This window comes from Microbulbifer maximicatervae (SeqCode), assembly GCF_052466985.1.
Genome location: NZ_CP174298.1, coordinates 943,609 through 963,108, shown reverse-complemented (window position 1 = coordinate 963,108; position 19,500 = coordinate 943,609). Strand labels below are relative to the sequence as shown.

General features: G+C 47.3%; 16 protein-coding genes. 5 read left to right on the top strand and 11 right to left on the bottom strand.

The features are described from left to right. Nucleotides 1-68: 68 nt before the first annotated feature. The 3 genes from ACJJI3_RS04240 to ACJJI3_RS04230 form a co-directional block, all read right to left on the bottom strand. Nucleotides 69-422, bottom strand: coding sequence for a DUF1428 domain-containing protein (locus tag ACJJI3_RS04240; RefSeq protein ID WP_444941595.1), 354 nt, complete (start codon nucleotides 420-422; stop codon nucleotides 69-71). Nucleotides 423-656: 234 nt separating this feature from the next. Beyond that, a complete protein-coding gene (locus ACJJI3_RS04235; protein WP_444941594.1) occupies nucleotides 657-1,280 on the bottom strand; it encodes a class I SAM-dependent methyltransferase in 624 nt (207 codons plus the stop codon). A gap of 921 nt (nucleotides 1,281-2,201) precedes the next feature. Then, nucleotides 2,202-3,137 carry an SPFH domain-containing protein gene (locus ACJJI3_RS04230; RefSeq protein ID WP_413662199.1) on the bottom strand — a complete coding sequence of 312 codons (936 nt, stop codon included), beginning with the start codon at nucleotides 3,135-3,137 and terminating at the stop codon, nucleotides 2,202-2,204. A gap of 446 nt (nucleotides 3,138-3,583) precedes the next feature. Here ACJJI3_RS04230 and ACJJI3_RS04225 point away from each other — a divergent pair, with 446 nt between their 5' ends. Further along, nucleotides 3,584-4,870, top strand: a complete 1,287-nt coding sequence (locus tag ACJJI3_RS04225) for a hypothetical protein (protein WP_444941593.1) — start codon at nucleotides 3,584-3,586, stop codon at nucleotides 4,868-4,870. Nucleotides 4,871-5,416: 546 nt separating this feature from the next. Next, a complete protein-coding gene (locus ACJJI3_RS04220; protein ID WP_444941592.1) occupies nucleotides 5,417-6,691 on the top strand; it encodes a hypothetical protein in 1,275 nt (424 codons plus the stop codon). Between the two features lie 288 nt (nucleotides 6,692-6,979). Here the strand turns inward: ACJJI3_RS04220 and ACJJI3_RS04215 are convergent, their stop codons facing one another. The 4 genes from ACJJI3_RS04215 to ACJJI3_RS04200 form a co-directional block, all read right to left on the bottom strand. Further along, nucleotides 6,980-10,126: an efflux RND transporter permease subunit gene (locus tag ACJJI3_RS04215; protein WP_444941591.1), complete on the bottom strand. Its 3,147-nt coding sequence runs from the start codon at nucleotides 10,124-10,126 to the stop codon at nucleotides 6,980-6,982. 13 nt (nucleotides 10,127-10,139) lie between these two features. Next, the gene (locus ACJJI3_RS04210; protein ID WP_444941590.1) at nucleotides 10,140-11,381 is read right to left on the bottom strand and encodes an efflux RND transporter periplasmic adaptor subunit; all 1,242 of its coding nucleotides are present in this window, start codon (nucleotides 11,379-11,381) and stop codon (nucleotides 10,140-10,142) included. Nucleotides 11,382-11,395: 14 nt separating this feature from the next. Then, on the bottom strand, nucleotides 11,396-12,754 hold the full coding sequence (locus ACJJI3_RS04205) for a TolC family protein (protein WP_444941589.1): 1,359 nt from the start codon (nucleotides 12,752-12,754) through the stop codon (nucleotides 11,396-11,398). An 84-nt stretch (nucleotides 12,755-12,838) separates the two neighbouring features. Next, nucleotides 12,839-13,231, bottom strand: coding sequence for a hypothetical protein (locus ACJJI3_RS04200; protein WP_444908108.1), 393 nt, complete (start codon nucleotides 13,229-13,231; stop codon nucleotides 12,839-12,841). Nucleotides 13,232-13,453: 222 nt separating this feature from the next. On the opposite strand from ACJJI3_RS04200, the gene ACJJI3_RS04195 reads away from it, so the two are divergent. Next, nucleotides 13,454-14,386, top strand: a complete 933-nt coding sequence (locus ACJJI3_RS04195) for a DUF2092 domain-containing protein (protein ID WP_444908107.1) — start codon at nucleotides 13,454-13,456, stop codon at nucleotides 14,384-14,386. Then, nucleotides 14,383-14,871 carry a hypothetical protein gene (locus ACJJI3_RS04190; RefSeq protein WP_413662207.1) on the top strand — a complete coding sequence of 163 codons (489 nt, stop codon included), beginning with the start codon at nucleotides 14,383-14,385 and terminating at the stop codon, nucleotides 14,869-14,871. The genes ACJJI3_RS04195 and ACJJI3_RS04190 overlap by 4 nt, the downstream gene beginning before the upstream one ends. 39 nt (nucleotides 14,872-14,910) lie before the next feature. Here the strand turns inward: ACJJI3_RS04190 and ACJJI3_RS04185 are convergent, their stop codons facing one another. Continuing rightward, nucleotides 14,911-15,114: a zf-HC2 domain-containing protein gene (locus ACJJI3_RS04185; RefSeq protein WP_282933051.1), complete on the bottom strand. Its 204-nt coding sequence runs from the start codon at nucleotides 15,112-15,114 to the stop codon at nucleotides 14,911-14,913. A gap of 2 nt (nucleotides 15,115-15,116) precedes the next feature. Next, nucleotides 15,117-15,734 (bottom strand): RNA polymerase factor sigma-70, encoded by a 618-nt coding sequence (locus ACJJI3_RS04180; RefSeq protein WP_282933052.1) that lies wholly within the window; start codon nucleotides 15,732-15,734, stop codon nucleotides 15,117-15,119. Nucleotides 15,735-16,137: 403 nt separating this feature from the next. On the opposite strand from ACJJI3_RS04180, the gene ACJJI3_RS04175 reads away from it, so the two are divergent. Beyond that, nucleotides 16,138-17,184, top strand: a complete 1,047-nt coding sequence (locus tag ACJJI3_RS04175; protein ID WP_444941588.1) for a methyltransferase domain-containing protein — start codon at nucleotides 16,138-16,140, stop codon at nucleotides 17,182-17,184. Between the two features lie 25 nt (nucleotides 17,185-17,209). Here ACJJI3_RS04175 and ACJJI3_RS04170 read toward each other — a convergent pair whose 3' ends face one another. Then, on the bottom strand, nucleotides 17,210-18,202 hold the full coding sequence (locus ACJJI3_RS04170; RefSeq protein ID WP_444897503.1) for a hydrolase: 993 nt from the start codon (nucleotides 18,200-18,202) through the stop codon (nucleotides 17,210-17,212). Between the two features lie 34 nt (nucleotides 18,203-18,236). After that, nucleotides 18,237-19,490, bottom strand: a complete 1,254-nt coding sequence (locus tag ACJJI3_RS04165) for an MFS transporter (protein WP_413662210.1) — start codon at nucleotides 19,488-19,490, stop codon at nucleotides 18,237-18,239. Nucleotides 19,491-19,500 lie beyond the last annotated feature (10 nt).

Below are 19,500 nucleotides of genomic sequence, written 5' to 3'. Positions count from 1 at the left end.
CGTACTTATATAGGGTCAAAATTCAACAAACAGTCCTTATCGACACACATTCAAACTATAGATAAACTTTATTTATCAAGAATAATATTAAAGCCACCATAGATTAATCTCTTACCATCAAATGGCATCGGGTTTTGATCTGGGTTCATCCTCGGATCATCCATAACCGCCTGCCATCCAGAGTCTCGAACCTCTTTAGAAGGCCAGAGGACCCAGGAGAACACTACAGTTTCATTGCCAGCACACTTTACGGCCAAAGGAAAAGAGGTTAATTCGCCTTCTGGAACATCATCACCCCAAGTTTCAACAACCTTTAGAGCCCCCTGCTCTTTAAATACCTCTGCAGCAATTTTTGCATGCTTAATATATTCTTCTTTGTTATTTGAGGGTACAGCTGCTACAAATCCATCTGCATAAGACATTTTTAACTCCCCGACATTTTCTAATTTGATAAGTTACTATTGAAATTAAATACAGATTTGCAAAGCACTTCTACTGCCCAGATCTAGTAATAGAGATATATCTCTATCACCAATCTTTCTTACGCCCTACATAGAGCACAAAATCAAATGCTATCACTCTTTTCTCTTGTGGTATTTTCCAAACCTCCCTGGCCTTACGGTAGGTCCGCTCCATAAATTCACCACCCGTGTCATCTATACATCTCCGCACAGCCGAAAAAGTATGTATAAAATTAAAAACTCATTCAGGTCCCAGACTGCCTCCATAGTTGGCTTCGAAACCTGTATAGCACTAAAAGGAAAGTCTATATCCTTAAAATGATTCCAGAGCAACTTGTTTTGTGGAGCCCAGTACGTCTCTATTGGCCCCAAAACAAGTTCATTGAATATTTGAGCCAGATCTCCAACTAAGACTGGCCAGTTATAGCCCCAAGCTGAAAAAATACCTTTTGGCTTCAAAAGCCTTAGAACTTCGGGCCAAAAATCATCAAGGTTAAGCCAATGCAACGCCTGGGCTACACAAACCAAATCACAACTCTCATTTGCCAGGTCACACTGCTCAGCAGGTCCTACTTGATAGTGAATATTAGGGTGAACTTTAGCCGCTTTTATTGGCTCGGCGCTAATATCAGTTGCGTACACACTACCAAATAGTTTAGCCAATCCTATCGCTGCCTGACCACTACCGCAAGCACAATCCCAGGCAACTTTATTTGATGGAGCCAAGCTTGAGAGACACTTATAAAGCTCTGGAGGATAGGTTGGCCTAGCAGTCTTATAAAGCTCACTCTTGTCACTGAATAATTTGTGATGGTGCATTTCTGCCCCCGACAAATAAGGTTCTTTAAGCAGCCGCGGCAAGATAATATATATGAGCTACTATAGCTGCACCTCTTACCCTAGCTCTTAGGTCAAAATCAAAAAAACCATATTATTCTTATTTATTAGCAGCTGGGACCCCCTCCAAGCATTACCCTACCAATAACTTCTTGAGATGCAACAATTCATGTGAGACCAATACTGGCGCGATAGTGGACATCAATACTCCTGCCCAATACCAACAAACTACAAAATAGCGATACCTTGCCCTTCCGAGACATAATACGAGCATCATCTTCCAGGTAAAAACTTGACAGCTTCGATATTACGTATAATTTTCCGCCACTAGCTATGCAGACCAAATGCACATTAGGAGTCATAATAGAACTTCGAAACAGCAATAGCACAAAAGACACTAAGAACTTTGCTTCAACGGCCTTCTAAACAGGCGAAACATAATCCTCCATCCAGGGCCAAAAATAAGCCCAAAAGAATAAGAGTGCTTTGGAAATATCATCCCACATATAAAGTGCAAAGGATTTATCTGGATTACCGATCATTCATGTCATTGCTCGAATGAGAGCTAGGGTGATTACTCAGGCTAACAGTGCTTTTATAAATACAATCAGTTCATACCTTAACTTGGACCAACCATAGTCGGGATTAGCCGGCTTGGACTCGCTGGTAAAATGCCTAGCAAAGATCATATCGGCCCATTGAATCAAATCACAACCAAAGACAACCAAAAAAGCAATATAAGCAGCGCCAAGACCGCGAAAAAAATGTTGTAGTTGTACCACTTAGAATATCAAGTACTGTAGCGCTGAGCAGTACGACATCGACTATCGGAGTAAAGTACTATCAAGATACCCCGAAGCTACCAAAGGATAAGCCCATAGGCTTACCCCTCGGAGGACCTTACTAGACAGGCTCGGGCTCTCTCAGCGGCCGTTGTTTTGCTACCGCAGCCGACTTATCAGGTAACGGCAAAGCGACAGGTACTTGCTGCGCCTGGCTGGTAGCCATTACCACAGTACTACCGTGACGTGCAGCAGTTACCAGCGCATCATTATCTGCAATGGCAGTCATAAAGCGCAACGCTTCGTCTGCGCTGGTACCAGCGCTGGTAAGAACCTTAATAGCCTCGGCTGCACTTTGTGCATATACCCGTCGTGCCTCCCCCATTTTCTCCATACGAATCTTTACGGACTCGCCATCAGCTTTAGCCTTACCCACTTCGCGCTCCCGGATCGCCTCAGCCTCGTAGGTAGCGGCCTGCTTCTCCCGCTGCATTTCCATAACTTTGTTAGCCTGAACCTCTACCGACTTGGGTAGCCGCGGCTCATCTGATAATACATCGACAATCTCTACACCAAAGTCGTGGAAAAATTGGCGAAGGCGCTCCTTAGCCTTGTCAGCTATATGTTCTTTTTTGTTATAAACGTCTTCCAGCTCAATGCCGTTGGCAACAGGAATAGCTGCATCTGTTGCAAACGACTTCAGCTGTGCCTGGTAATTCTCTAGATCATAGAGAGCTTTGTATGCAAGCTGCACATCCGACGACACCTGATGCTGAACCTTAAGAATCAAACCAAATGTGACATGATTACTGGTCTTTAGGCTCAACTCAACAGGGGTTTCGTGTAGAGCCGTTGAGGCTTTTTTGTCTACCCAGGAAAGGTAGGGAATAATCAAGTTGAAACCAGGGGTGGCAGTTTTCCAGTACTTACCAAGAAATAGCACGAAGTGGTACTGCTTTGGTTCCACTATCACGATGGATTTAGCCAGTAAAAAAAGTACTACAGCTCCAAGTATCGCAGGCCAAAAAGGTAAAAGTGTAAAGAGTTGTTCCGGCATATTTTAAAAGCCCAGTCAGAATAAATTATATAAGATGTGTAAATTATCTTACTCAGCAAGGGGCAACCAGTGTATGAGCAAATATCCCCCCTACTAAGAGCACTCACCCACAGCTTACATCAACTACAACATGCTGGCCACAAAACTACTGTCCAAAACCCAACTGTAAGTCTACTTTCCCCTAGTAGGGTAAAAGTAAATGTAAAGAACTTCACTAAACCCGTTACAGACCAATAAACAAAAATTTCCCTGGAAAAACCCTTAAATTAAAATCCGCACCAATAAAACTATTGTTAGTACAACTTACCATCACTTAACTATTCTTCTGCAACAAAGTATCCAAATCAAATCTACAGCCATTTACCTTTAAGAAATTGTTTTTTGCGATTCAAGCCTATTCAAGTTACTTTACATGATATGGATGGGCTTTAAAAAGGAGGTACTTTGTGCCAGCTACAGAGCTCTCCAGAGTATTAGGTGCAGAGGAGGCTATGTTCACCGAGTTGGCAAGGCGAACTTGTGGGGGGACATTAGTAATCTCCTTTATCAAAGTACTCACTCCTCTTAGCGTTGAAAAATTGATAAGTGGTTTCGCATCGGCACATAAAATCTACCCACTTTTACAGGCAAGAGTTGAGTCCGGCAACAAGCTTCGATGGCGCTGCGACGTACCATTCGAGTCAATTCCAATTGAGGTTCGAAAATTGAAGGGGCCTCTTGATTTCGAGGCTGAATTCAATCGTCGGGGGAAGACGGGCCTTGATGTTGAAAAATGCACATATACACTTTCTTTCTATATTAATTCCCATGACGAAGTTGAATGGATCTCACTAGTCAGCAGCCACGCAGCTTTGGATGGCCGATCAGTGATGACTTTATTCTGTATTTTGGACATATTCTTTAAAGATGAAGGAACATTCAGGTTGGGCGGACAACCACTTTATGAAGCTGTCGAAAGCTACTTTAGCTCCTCTAAATACTTTGCCCATGAAAAACCATCTTCTCAAAAAGATGAACTTTTTAACTGGCCCGTAGAGGAACCTGCTTTTGTATCAGAACGTGAAGGTCATGCTATATATCGGCAATTTCCGATTGCAGAAATTTCACAACTGGTAAAAATAGGGAAAAGTCACAAGGTAAGGCCAAGCGCCTTGTTTTGCGCCATTGCGATTCAAGCATCCAAAATATTACCCAACCATAAAGATTGGATAAAAATTTTACTACCCATGGATGTTCGTGAACTCTGCGGCACTGAAATTGGATTAAGTGCAGTAGGTGCTTTTTCATCAGCAACCACTCTTGAAATCATGCCCAATATAGATATAGAAGATACTTGGCAACTAGCGCGCCACTTACAGATTGAGCTTGATAAACAGGCGGAAGAAGGAGAACCATTCAAGTTCATGTTCCCCAAGAAATATAAACTCGAGGATATTATTGAATGGGCTCAGGATTATGAGGAAAAGAAATCTGTCTTTTCTGAAGGAATGTGTATATCTAATGTAGGCAGCATGAAAGCGCTTGGCACGGCAATGAAGTACTTTGAAATCATCACGGCAATTCCATTTCAAACACATGGAGCTCACCCTATCTCACTACTAACCTATTCAACGGTACGTAATTCTGTATTTATATTTTCGTACTGTGATCCACTCACAAAACGAGATAGCGTTTTGAATTTTGCAGAAAAATTCATCAACACCATCAAGAGGCTTTTAGAACCTGAGAACTAACCCTTGACTTGAAAAAACGAACAAAAGCAAAAGTAAAGCAAAGGCGCCCACTACTCCCTAATCAGCCGAGGCTACCCCCAAATAATTTCACCTTATGTACGATTCTCCAACAAAGAATCAATTGGTCACTGCAAGTGACCACCAAAAATCAATGCAAGGAAATATTGGCAACGCCGACCAAGTACAGTCTGTCATATCATATACATCTCACAGATTTCACCAAACATCAACCTTAAGCCAATAAACCATATAAAATTCAGTACTTGTTTTTTTAATGTAACCTACCCAAAGGAAGCGACGTTACCAGCTTTATTGAAAGGCATACATGTATTCCAAAGGAGCTATTGCCCCATACCCCCACTCAAGTAATGCACCTCAAACCAGTCAACATTAGATCAAGCCACGACAAATCTTAGCCAACACTTATGTATTCCGAACATGTATATATAGATAAGCAAGCAATATTTAGGTATCAATATTTTTGCATCTTAACTTCTATTTTATTAAGTTTGACATTAAGTCAATCTGTTCTTGGAAAGAGCACCTATGTCCAGCCGAGAGCTCTCCAGGGTGCTGGGGCCTGAAGAAGCATTATTTACCGAGCTAGCCAGGAGAACTTGCGGGGGAACCTTGCTGGTTTCCTTTTATAAAGTTCTAATTCCACTAAGTGTTGAGCAACTTAAAACTGCCTTTTCTTTAATCCATAAAATTTACCCCCTTCTACAGGCTCGTGTTGAGTCAGGTGAGCAACTGCGCTGGTATTGCGACGTACCCTTTGAGGATATCCCTTTAGAGATAAGGGAGCTTTCAAAACCCATTAATATTGAATACGAATATACTCGCAGAGGTAAAACAGGACTCAACGTTGAAGCATGTACATATACTCTTTCCTTCTATCTAAATTCACTAGGTAAAGTCGACTACATATCTATGGTCAGCAATCATGCTGCATTGGACGGCCGGTCTGCCGGGATCATATTCTATATTTTAGATTTGTATTTTTTGGATCAAGGAAGATTCAGGTTAGATAGACAGCCGTTATACGACCCTGTTGAGACCTACTTTGATTCAAGCAAGCATTTCTCCAACCAGCAAACATCTGGAATTAAAGAAAATTTATTTAAATGGCCAGTAGAAGAAGCCGCTTTTGTTACTGAACGGGAGGGCCATATTTTATATCGCAAATTTCCTATGGAGGAGCTCTCTCACGTTGCAACTATTGGCAGAAAACACAAAGTAAGACCTAGTGCGCTTTTTTGTGCTATTGCCATCCAGGCATCAAACATACTGCCAAATCACAGAGAATGGATCAAAATCTTATTACCCATGGATGTCCGCGACCTATGCGGTACCGGAATCGAGTTAAGCGTTATTGGTACCTTTTCTGCAGTAACTACTCTTGAGGTTACACCAGATATCGATATCGAGAACACTTGGGAGCTGGCAAAGCACTTACAGATTGAACTTGATCGGCAGGCAGCATCCGGCGAATATTGTAAGTTTAACTTTCACAAGAACTATGATTTAGGGAATATTATTGAGTGGGTTGAAAAATACGAAACCAACAATCCCTACTTTCTTGAAGGATTATGCATATCCAACTTGGGTAACCTGGAATCCCTGGGTGTGCACATGAATTTTTTTGAACCTATCATAGGTACCTCACTCCAAACTCACGGCGCCCATCCAATATCATTGAGCACTTATTCAACAGAAAAAAGTTCCGTTTTTGTCTTTTCATACTGTGACCCACTAACAAAAAGAAATAACGCTTTAAATTTTTCTGAAAAATATATCAACACTCTAAAGAATTTGATATGAATCAGCTGCACATAAACCAGGCGTCTTAAGCTATCGAGTCACTTTCGGCATGTACCACTCCCAAAAACACAGCGCCATAAAAGCAATGCATTTAAACCATACGCAGTCTGTATATTAAACACTAAGATTATCTTACAGGCTTATAGGGGAGTTTATTAGGAAGCCGAACGACCTGCACTCATACCTTTTGTTTAGAGCGTCACTAGGAGTCAATAAATTAACTGGATCTTGCCTCATTGGTTCTACACCTACTTCATCTCTTTTGTGAGGTGAAGTAGGCAGAAACATCTACTTAATAGAGTTTTTAGCCATCTCGTTTCCTCCCCTGCCATGCACAATCCGATAAAGTAACGGAAGTACAAACAGAGTTAGAAGTGTGGAAGAAATAATCCCCCCAATCACAACCGTGGCCAGGGGCCTTTGTACCTCTGCGCCGGTACCCACATTCAATGCCATAGGCACGAACCCCAAGCTGGCGACCAGAGCGGTCATCAGTACAGGACGAAGACGAATCATTGCTCCGTCAATAATCGAAACCAAAAGCTCACCGCCCTGTTGCCGCAGCTGACGAATAAATGACAGCATTACCAGGCCGTTTAAAACCGCAACACCAGAGAGGGCGATAAACCCAACCCCTGCAGAAATCGATAGAGGCATACCGCGCAGCCATAGAGCTAGCACCCCGCCAGTTAGCGCTAAGGGAACTCCTGTAAAAATGATCAAGGCATCTTTGAATGAGCCGAAAGCCATTACTAGAAGACCGAGGATTACCAAAAGCGTCAGCGGGACAACGATAGAAAGACGCGTACTTGCAGATTCCAGTTGTTCAAATGTACCTCCATATACCAACCAATAACCGGCAGGCAAAGACACCTGTTGTTGGATTCGGGCTTTTGCCTCCTCCACAAAAGATCCTAAATCGCGATCGCGTACATTCGCGGTTACCACTACACGGCGCTTGCCATTTTCACGACTGACCTGATTGGGAGCCGGTGTCATTTCAAGATTGGCTACTTCAGACAAGGGCACATAATTACCTAGCGGGCTACCAGCGGGTAAAGGTACAGGTAAGTCACCAAGGTTTTCATAGTCCCGGCGCAGCCCTTCCGGCAGCCTTACTACCAATTGGAAGCGGCGGTCACCCTCATAAATCAGCCCTGCAGATTCCCCACCAATTGCGGTTGATACCAAGTCCTGTAGGGTTTTCAGGTCGATACCATAGCGGGCAAGCGCTATACGCTTGGGGACTACAGAGAGAACTGGCAGACCTTCAACCTGCTCTACTCGAGCATCGGCTACACCCTCAATCCCATTTAACACACCCAGGATTTGATTAGACGAAGCGACCAGCTGGTCCAGGTCATCACCAAATACTTTGATACCCAGATCTGCACGCACACCAGAAATTAACTCGTTGAAACGCATCTGGATTGGCTGGGTAAATTCGTAGTTATTACCTGGTAGCTCTCGAACGGCTGCTTCGATTTCTGCCACTAATTGCTCCTGAGGCAGTTTTGGATCGGGCCATTGGTTTCTGGGTTTCAGGATCACAAAGTTATCAGCCACATTCGGAGGCATTGGATCTGTAGCCACCTCTGGAGTACCAATTTTTGCAAATACCTTGTCTACCTGGGGGAACTCCTTAATGCGCTGCTCTAGTAGACGCTGCATTTCCACCGACTGCTCGAGGCCAGTCCCCGGAATACGTAAAGCGTGTAGTGCAATATCGCCCTCATTAAGCTGGGGGATAAACTCAGAACCGAGAGTAGTAGCTAGCCAACTGCAAAACAGTACTAAAGCAAGAGCCCCTGATAGTACCAGCCAACGCACTTTCATTGCGGCAATTAAAAGCGGCTTATACAGTGACTTAGTAGCAACAATCACCTTATTTTCTTTTTCACTGACTTTCCCGGTGAGAAAAACAGCAACCGCTGCAGGTACTACGGTGAGAGAAAGAACCAATGCAGCCAATAACGCCATAACCACAGTAGCGGCCATAGGGTGGAACATCTTTCCTTCGACACCAGTCAGTGTGAACAAAGGAATATACACCACCGTGATAATCAACACTCCAAAAAGGCTCGGGCGAATCACTTCATTGGTGGCCTGGAATACCAGCTCCAATCGCTCTTGTAGAAGTAACTTACCGCCCTTGCGCTGTTGGGCTTCGGCGAGCCTGCGAATCGCATTTTCTACGATAATTACAGCCCCATCGACAATCAGACCGAAATCGAGCGCACCGAGACTCATCAGGTTGGCAGAAACACCGGTTTGCACCATACCAAATATAGTGGCGAGCATGGACAGCGGGATTACAGCAGCTGTAATAAAGGCAGCCCGAATATTTCCAAGCAGCAAGAACAGCACGACGACTACCAGCAACGCACCTTCAATAAGGTTTTTCTGCACGGTAGCGATGGCTTTATCCACGAGCGTCGTGCGATCATAAACCGCTTCCACCTTTACACCTTCAGGTACAGTGGATTTTACTTGCTCCAAAGCTTCCGCCACATTGCGCGCCACCTCGCGGGAGTTTTCCCCCACCAGCATCATAGCGGTGCCCAATACGGTTTCTTCACCATCTCGCGTAGCAGCACCGGTACGCAGCTCTTTACCAATAGCCACTTCAGCAACATCAGAAATTTTAACCGGCACCCCGGATCGGCTGGTAATTACTACGTCTTCAATTTCTCCGATATTCTGTAGTTGTCCCGGTGAACGCACTAACAGTTGGCGTCCATTATTTTCCAGATAGCCAGCACCTCGACTTTCGTTGTTGCGACGCAAAGCCTCGGCAATGTCCTCCATAGATACGCCGAAGTTAAGCATCTGGCGGGGGGCCGGTGTTACGTGATACTGCTTGTTATAGCCACCGATAGTATTTAGTTCCGTAACCCCCGGAACGAGAGACAATTGCGGTTTAATAATCCAATCCTGAATCTCCCGCAGTGCAGTGGCGTCGTAGGGCTGGCCATTGGGCTGGGTTGCTCCGGGCAGAGCCTCCACGGTATACATAAAGATCTCACCGAGCCCGGTGGCAATAGGCCCCATCTCCGGCTCCAACCCCGGGGGCAGATTGCTCTCGATGGTACCCAAACGACTGTTTATTAAGTTTCGCGCAAAATAGAGATCTGTCCCCTCTTTGAAAACCACGGTCACTTGGGATAACCCGTAGCGCGAAATCGAACGGGTGTACTCCAAGTTGGGAAGTCCGGCAAGTGCAGCCTCTACCGGATAGGTGATTCTCTGTTCAGCTTCTAAAGGCGAGTAACCAGGTGCTTCAGTATTAATCTGCACCTGAACATTGGTGATATCGGGGACCGCATCAATAGGGAGTTTCTGGTAACTCCAAACCCCGAGCCCCACCAGAATAAAAATTAGGGACAATACGAAATAACGCCGCTCAATGGAGAAGCGCAGGATGCTTTCAATCATCTTCTGGCCTCAATTAATGGTGGTGAGCAGCGCCGGATTTCTCTATATCCGCCTTGATTAAGTAACTGTTTTCAGTGACGTAGCGGTCTCCAGGGTTGAGTCCACTTAATACCTCTGTAACCCTGCCATCGGTCCGCCCAAGTTCCAGTGGGCGAATCTCATAAGCATCCCCTACTTTTACAAACACAACGGTCCAATTGCGGAAGGGTTGTAGCGCTTGATTTTCCACCACTAAAGGCGCAGGACTCTCATGGGTAACCACATCTCCTTGAACCATCAGGTCTGTTGTCCAAATGTCCTCTGGATTCTCAATCATCGCGCGGGCTATTGCGAAAGGCGTGCCATTGCCCCCCGGTGCCAAGCTGACAATTGTCGAATCAAATGAGAGCCCATCGGCGGTAATAGAAACTTTTTGCCCGCGAGTAATTAGTCCCCGGCGAGTGGGGAATACTTGAAGCTCTGCCCATATTTGCTTGTAGTTCGCAATCGTAAACAGTACCCGGTCACCGCTAAACTCCCCTCGACTGGCCTGCTTATCAATAATCTGACCGCTGATAGGCGCTATCAAGGAATAAGTTTGCAAGCTGTCATTGGACTCAATTGTTGCCAGCTTTTCTCCTTTCTGTATTGAATCCCCCAGCGCTTTCTCAATCGTGACAACCGTGCCAGGATAACGAGCACGAACATGACTGAGACTGCGATGATCAATAGTAGTTTTACCGTAAAGGGTAATGCGCTCTTGAATGACACCAGGGGCAGCTATAGCAGTTTTAATACCGGCCTTTTCCGCTGTATTTTCATCTATTTTTACTCTTCCTTCATATGATTCAAACTGCCATTTGGCACGGCCTCGCTTGTGAGTCAAAGAGAGTTCAATGTCGAATGAATGAGGTTCAGCCAGATTTTCTTGGCTGCGCCAGTAATCAATATTTGTATCGCGGTGTAAGGCAATATGTTGTGACTCTCCCCCTAGTCGAACCAGAGTTAGGGTCAATTCTGCATTGTCTAGCGCTTTTCCGTCTTCCTGAACCCATGCGCGAAACTCAGCGCCACCACTCCGCTCTACCAGAGCCAGCTCAACCACGAGATCCCCCTGCTCTAAGAGGCGGCCCCCATGTGGCCCTTTACTTTCTTCTTGATGATGATCTCCACCGTGGGAGCCACTGGCATAACTAAAATTTGCCACCCACCCTAAAGGTACCAAAAGGAATAGGAACAGCATCGCTAGCTTTAAAGTTCTATTTAATCTGCTCATTTTTAAACTCAATTTCATCTACTGCTTTCAACAGCCACGACACCTAATGGCCGGGCAGTTAATCTCTCAATTTCCGCTCCATACACATGAACAGAACGTGCCGCCACAATTCTCGAGCGCTCAGCATCGAGCAATTCCTCGCGGGCAGAGATCAACTCAACATAGGAATAGCGCCCCCGGCGATAGGCCCGGTCAACCTCAGAAAGCGCCTTGCGCAATGTGGGAATAACGGTATTTTGCATTTCTTCAACAATGGCCAGCGCTTGTTCACGGCTCGTTACCGCCAAGAAAAGCTGGGGATAGAGCTTTAGCAATGCCGCTTCTCTATCCAACTGAACCTGTTCCAGCTCAGCCATTGCAGAAATCTCTTTACCCCGATTACGCCGCCCGGTAAAAAGCGGTACGTTAAAGCCAACAACGACAGCATTCTCATCATCTTCTTTGTCGTTCCGATAGCCTGCATACCAACCAATATCGGGGGTCGATTTCGCTTGTGTCAGATGCAGGTGAGATGCGCGCAAGCGCTCTTCAGAGGCAAAACGGGCAATAGAAGGGTTTTCCTGAGCCCGCTCGTACAGAACATCAAAGCTGGCATTTGGCTCAAATCGGAAGAGCACGCTGGAGTCAACTGCAAAGTCCTGGGTAGGTTGCCCCCACAGCGCGGATAGTGCGTACTTGTAGTAGCTCAGCATTCGCTCCTGTGCCTCGGCGGCCAAAATGGCATTCGCCAGTGCAGACTCAGCCCGCATACGTTCAGCTATGGGGGACGCAGCAGCATTGACCCTTGTAATTACAGCGTCCAACGCTTCTTGCGCCAGCGAGACCTTCTCTTTTTCCAGAATCAATAATTCTGCAGCGGCGAGAACTTGCGCATAACCACGAACCACCTCGGCCAAGACATCCAGTGCTGTCGCTTGCTCATCGGCAATTAAGAGATCCCGCTGAGCATTGACAACATCAATTCGAGCCTGGCGTTTGCCCCCCAACTCAATAACTGATGACAAAGAAGCAGTCAGCTCAAGTTCCTTGTCATCATCATCATCGTCGTCACTTGGCGGACCGGGCCGGCCGGGGGAGCTTGAGCTTGATGAACCATCATCTCCGTATACCGCATACTCAGCTTCGAAACCAAAATCCCATGCAGGACGTAGGCCGGCTGTGAACTCAGCACCATCCAATGCCCATTGCTGGAGTGGAAAAACTGCAATCTGGGGATTTTGTGCCAGAGTTTTCTGTATTGCCTCTGGCAACGTCAATACTTCTCCCTTCTGCGCAGAGGTAGCTTGCGCAGATATAAGTAGAGCGGTCGTCAACAAAAATCTAAAGGATGCACGACCAATCACGCTCAGCGAGAGCGTGGAAAAAAAATCCATGGAATTCTCCCAAGTCACAACTCGATCATCGTGTGCGAGCAAAAGCTACATACTTCTATAGCGGCACACGCTGTATTTAACTAATCAGACTTGGGTTATAGGTGGGCGTAAAAGTGGAGAAAAATAACCTGAGGGCACAGCTGCACTGATTGTGTCACTGTAACTGATAGTGCCCCGAAGAAGAGGTTGATAAGACTGCCCCAAAAGCCCGGTTGCATTAATTCCGTGACAATGGCAACAGTGATTACAGAAATCCAACGTCGGTGTAGATTGCTCTTCACCGGAGGAAGGCAGCGAGAAAGTGACGGAACCCCCATCAGGCTCGTCAGTAGGAGCTACTCCCGGGAGTTGATCAATATGATTTGAAGAGAAGTGGATGGTGATATCTTCTAGCTCATCATGACTGTCATAGAAGGCGCCAGCTGTCTGGAAAATCAGCAGCGCAATCAGTAAAAATGACAGACGAACCACATTCATAGGAGCAGGCTAGTATCAATAATGGACCGACTCTAGCAAACATAACCCAGAGCCTCAATTGAATACGGCAAAAGTTTTGTAAAACAACAGCTTATTGACCAGCAATTCTGGATAGCCAGTCTCGTTTCAATACTCGTTTTTACGCAACAGCAGGCGCGAAAGTTCTCCTCTACACTGATTCAGATGCCACAACTATGGCTATGTATTGGGAGGTACCGGTAAATGCTTGCTTTTCAACCCTTTGGTGGCTTGGCTAGGGCGCTGATTCTTGCAGCGACGGTGGCATTAGCCCCTGCGATTGTCGCTCAAAACCCGACACCACCCCCGCAACCCGATAGCACTGGCTCCCAAGGCCAAACCCCGCCACCAGGGCACCCCACTCAATCGACCGATGACAGCAATCCCCCCCAGCCACCAGGGCAAATGCAGCAAGGCAAACCTCCTCAAGGCCAAATGGGGGCCATGGAATCAAACGAGCCCCTAGACCCTAAGGCGATGGCAACCTTGAAACGAATGGGTGACTACCTCGCCAGCCTCAAAATGATGATGTTTAACGCCGATATATTCACAGAAGTCGTTCTGGAAAATCAGGAAAAGCTCCTGATTGGCGGTACCGTCAAATATATGGCAATGCCACCGAAGCAACTGCGTGTAGACCTGAAAACAGATTCTATTACCCGACAGTTTATTCATAATGGCGACAAGTTCACCGTGATTGCTCCCCGCGATGGTTACTTCGCAGAAATGGAAGCACCCCAGCCTACAGCGGAAGTTTTGACCAAAGCCGCTAAGGATTACGGCATTGAGATTCCTTTTGCCGACCTCCTCGAATGGGGAAGGAAGGAAAATGTTTGGTCCGGAATCAAAGAAGGCTTTCTGGTAAACCGGCCTATGGTTGACGGCCAAAAAACCGAGCACTGGGCATTTCGCTCTGAAAACCTGGACTGGGAAATCTGGATCAAAGCTGGTGACAAGCCCCTGCCCCTGCGTATTTCAACAGTGAATACCCGCGACCCCGCCAAGCCGCGCTTTATTGCCACCTTGAAATGGATGGAAGCCAAACCTGGTGCCGCCGGGCAATTTACCCCTTCCACCGACAAGCTCAAGCAGATCCAGTTTAAGAAGGCGGAACCCAATAAGGAGGCCACACCATGATGCATCGCAACGGTCAAAAGACGGGTTTCCTTGCACAACTGGTTGTGCCTGCCCTGGTCACGGGGGCACTACTGACTGCATTGGCCAGTCCCTCAGCCGAAGCCTTTGGTCGGTTTGGTGGTGGTGGGGCTCATTTCAATATTGGGGGACATTTTAATGGGATGCGTCCGATGGGTGGAGGCTTCCACGGTGGCTATGCCCCGGGAGAGTTTGCAAGGCGCTTTCCCAATCACCCCCCATTTCACCCCCATCATCCACCCTACCCACCGCCCCCTTGGCGCCCCCACTACTGGCCCTACCCGGGACCAGCATTTTGGGGTACGGCAGCAGCCGTCGGTGTCGGCGGGTGGTTATATACGTTGCCTCGCAGCTGTGTTGCAGTAACTGTTGGTAACGTTACCTATGAGCACTGCGGGTCCTACTGGTATGAACCGCACTTTGTCGGTGGCCATATCGCCTACCGCCCGGTTCGCCCTCCCCGCTAGGAACGCCAATTTTGGATAAGTGGCCCCAAGTGCGAAATGCTATTTTTCGTTGTCAGCTTTCTCGGGGCCACCCTGAGCATAGGATTTGGTGATATGCCTGAGGGTCTTCATCTGCTTGCCGAAATTGCGGCAAGGTGTGCAAACCGCCAGATGTAACTTCAGGCTCGCCTTCTCGGAAATGAGCAGGTCCCTCTCCTGGGACTCAGACATCAGCCTCGTGGCTTCCCGGCAGGTCTTCATCATTGTCACTTCTCCACACCAAACCAGTTATCTTCCAGACACTCGCGCAAGCGAAGGCGCGCCCTGTGCAATGTGACATTTAAGTTGCTAACGGTAATCTCCATGGCAGCACAGATTTCATGGCTTTCCAGCTCAATAAATTCCCTCATCATAAAGATCTGCGCTTGGCGCGAGGGAAGATGGCTGAGACAGGCCTCGAAGATCCGCCAGAAATGCTTGTCGTGAATTGCCGACTCAGGATCAGCCCAGCGCTTGGGCTTTTCATCCTTCTGCCAGTGCCCCGTCTGATCAAACAGCTCATCGTGATCATATTCTTCCCTATCCCCACGAACCAATTGATCCGCATCTACGAAGCGCTGTCTCTGTCGCAATATGTCGGCAATCTTGTTCTTGAGAATGGCGAAGACCCAGGTCTTCAAAGCCGAGCGACCGGAAAAGCTGCGCGAGTTCTTTAGGGCACCCATCAATGCTTCCTGAACAGCATCCTCAGCCAGCTGTGTATCCTGCAACTGCAAACTGGCAAAACGCAGCATCTGCTGGCGCAAATCCACCAGGAACTGCGAATTCTGTAAGGAATCCTCGGCGGACTCTGTCGAAGCACTGGGAGCTAGGTGATCGCTCAATTACGTTCCCTCATAATATCGAAGCGGAGAGAGTCGATATTAACGAAAATAATGCGATTCTCTACAAACCAATTCCCACTGGCGCCAAAAGGCAATTTTGCTGATTCTGAAATATCTAGTGCATCATGCTGGTATTTTTGTGCCAATTGAGACTTTTCTGCTTTACCCTGCATCTTGAGCCAGAATGAGTGAAATATCATGCCAGTATAGAGCTCTGCATCAGTTTCGAAAGCGGAAACCTTTGGCCAGAAGAACCTCTAACTCCTCAACTCTTCCGTGATTCCTCTGGTTTTTAGTCGCGGGAACCGCAGACTTGTTACACTTCCTCAACAAAATTACAAAGAGCGCCAATACCGGCGCAACTGCGCCTTTTTGGTTAACCCCCGCAATAGGTAAAGAGCCAATGCACGATTTAGTACAGGACTACTACGGACGCCAACTAAAGAATTCTTCGGACCTGAAGACCAATGCCTGTTGTGATCCCAGCGATATGCCAGAGTGGCTAAAACCATTACTGTCCAATATTCACCCTGATGTCCTATCCCGCTATTACGGCTGCGGACTTGTCTGCCCTCCGCTTTTGGAAGGTTGCCGGGTACTGGATCTTGGCTGTGGCTCAGGCCGGGATATTTACTTGCTCTCCCAGCTGGTAGGCCCAAAAGGTGAAGTAGTAGGTGTCGATATGACGGAAGAGCAGTTGGCTGTGGCCAGGCAGCACCAAGCCCATCACGCCGACAAGTTTGGCTATGACAATGTCCGCTTCCTGCACGGCTACATCGAAAAGCTGGAGGAACTGGAATTAGAGCCTGAAAGCTTTGATGTGATCATTTCCAATTGTGTGGTTAACCTCTCCACAGACAAAGATGCTGTACTCAAAGGCTTGTTCCGGCTGCTGAAACAAGGGGGAGAATTTTACTTCTCCGATGTCTATGCCGACCGTCGTATTCCCCCCGCAATTAGCTCTGACCCCGAACTGTTCGGCGAGTGTCTTGGGGGCGCACTCTACTGGAATGACTTCCTGGAAATTGCTCAGGACAGCGGCTTCCGCGATCCACGCCTGGTGGAGAGCCGGCCATTACTTATCACCAACCCAACCCTGGCCCAGCGCTGTGGTTCAATTCGATTTTTTTCCGCCACTTATCGCTTGTTCAAATTAGCGCAACTGGAAAAAGACTGTGAGGATTACGGCCAAGCAGTGATTTACAAAGGCACACTACCGGGCTCTGCCGATCAATTCGTTCTCGATGGACACCACATTATTGAGACCGGACGAGTATTCCCTGTGTGCGGTAATACTTGGAGAATGCTCGCAGAGACCCGTCTCGCACCCCACTTCGAGTTTATTGGCGATTTTTCACGGCACTTTGGCCTATTTCCCGGCTGCGGCAAGGAAATGCCATTTGCCAGAGACACTCCCGAAGCGGATCAATCGAGTACCCAGTGCTGTTAACCCTGAGCCTGGAAATGGGAGCCCCCTAACGGGCTCCCTTTGGAAACCCAACGACTGCCCCCAAAAAGTAGGGTATTTTTTTCTCCAGCCAATAACTGGGGCTCCATACCGTCCCATCTATAAACCCTACATGCCCCCCTCGATCACTCACCGCCAAATCGACAGCAGAACTGACTTCGCTGGTTACAGGTATCGCTGATGGACAAATAAAAGGATCATCAACGGCGTTGATAATCAAAGTCGGCGTGCGAATATCTTTGAGTAAAGGCTTACTGGATGCCTGGGTGTAATACTCATCCACATCACGAAAACCATGTAACGGCGCAGTGAAAGCATTGTCGAAATGCCTGAAATCGACAAAGTCCTCACTGCAATTGAGATCGGGTAAGGCCGCAGCCAACTGTGGGTCTTTCGCCTTATGAAGCAGGCTCAAACGAAGCCCGCTAATCAGGTGGCGCTCATAAAGGTGGGATATACCAGTGTTGATGTAGCGACTACAGGCATGGAGGTCCATTGGCGCCGAAACAGCAATCCCAGCGGCTACCTGCCCGCGGCCACCATCTTCACCTAACATTTTCAGAACAACATTTCCGCCCAATGAGAAGCCAACCACGGCAATCGTCATTAATGGAAACTGCTTCTTAAGTTCACTAACCAGCCAGCGAGGATCTTCAGTGTCACCACTGTGATAGGCCCTCGGCAACTTGTTAGGCACACCACCACAACCTCGAAAATGCATTACAGCGACCTGATAATGGTATGCCAGAAGAGTTTCCATCAGCCCCTGCACATAGGGCGACTCTACCGAACCTCCCAAACCATGAAGTATCAATACCAGAGGATAATCGGGATCATTGCGTAGCGGTCTGGGAAAATGCAAAGAAAGGCGATCGCCATCAGGCGTTTCGTACCAGCGGCAATCTGTCTCAATCCAGGGGGTGGCGCGGTGAAAACGACTGAATACGGTCTGAATATGTCGATTGCCAAGGCCTGGGGCTGGAGAAAAAGAATTAACCATAGATTTCTATCAATAGTCGAAACAACCGGGGCTATCAGTTTCCTGCTGATGGTTTAGGGATTGTTGCCCCTTTCGTTTCTGGGACAAAAATCAGAAAAAATGTACCGGCGATCAGAGCAATAGCTCCCAAAGTAAGAAAAGCAACGCCATAGCCAAAATACTGAACAATATATTCCGCAGAAAAATTACTACATGCCGAACCAATTCCCACCAAGGCAGCCATAGCGCCCTGAGTAACATTGAAACGGCCCGTACCACGTGTCAGGTCGGCACACATTAAAATAATAATGACGCCAAATATACCATTAGCCACGCCATCCAGGGATTGAATTGCTACCAGGAAGTACGGATTGTCCGTAGACATAAACAACAGCGCCCGTACCGGATTGATAAAAAAACCGATAAGGAAGATTAGCTTGCGCCCCCAGGTATCCGCTTTGGCCGCACACAGAAAGGACATCAGCATCATCATAAACTGGGCGGCGATGATACAAGCTGATGTAAAGGCAATAGCTATATCGGCATTCGAGTTAATCGACAGTTTCTGACTCACCAAGGGCAACATCGCGGCATTGCCAAAGTGGAATAGAAACACGCTGACAGCCAAAGCGACCAGGCGCCTGTCAGACAGCAGTGACTTGAAGCCCGACGGCTGTGCTTTGCCCTCTAGATCCTTGTGCTCTCCGCCCCGAGCACGGATATGATCGATAGATTTTCCCGGAATAAAGGCTACCGAGATCGCCATAAGGGCACCCATAACTGCCATCAACCAGAACACCCCCTGCCCGGAAATAGTCAGGGCAAGAATCGCTGCAAGCCCAGCAGCAAAGACATTGCCCGCATGATTGGAGGCCTGGTTGGCACTGGTTTGATAGGTAAAGTTCTTATCGCTGGTAACCCCGAGTGTGATTGCCGCAATAGAAGGAGCCACGAAGGCAATTGCGCCTCCCATCAAAACCTGAGAGAGATAAATCAATGGCTTGTGGCTGGTAAATTCCACAATAGTGATAGAAACAATACCGATAATGATCCCGCAAGTGGCAATAAGCCCTCTCTTAAAGCGAGTACTATCGATAAATGCGCCAGCAGGTGTCTGCAGCAGTACAGTGGTTACCCCGCCAATTGCCAGGACAACCCCAATATCTCCCGGCTTCCAGTGCATGGCTGAGAGCAGGTAAATAGCCAGGTATGGTCCCAAACCCGCAACCACATCTCCAGCAAAGAAATTCGTAAAGAGAAGAGGTTTGTTTAAACTCTTATGAATGGCCTTGTTGGCACTCTGCTGCACTGGATAGAGC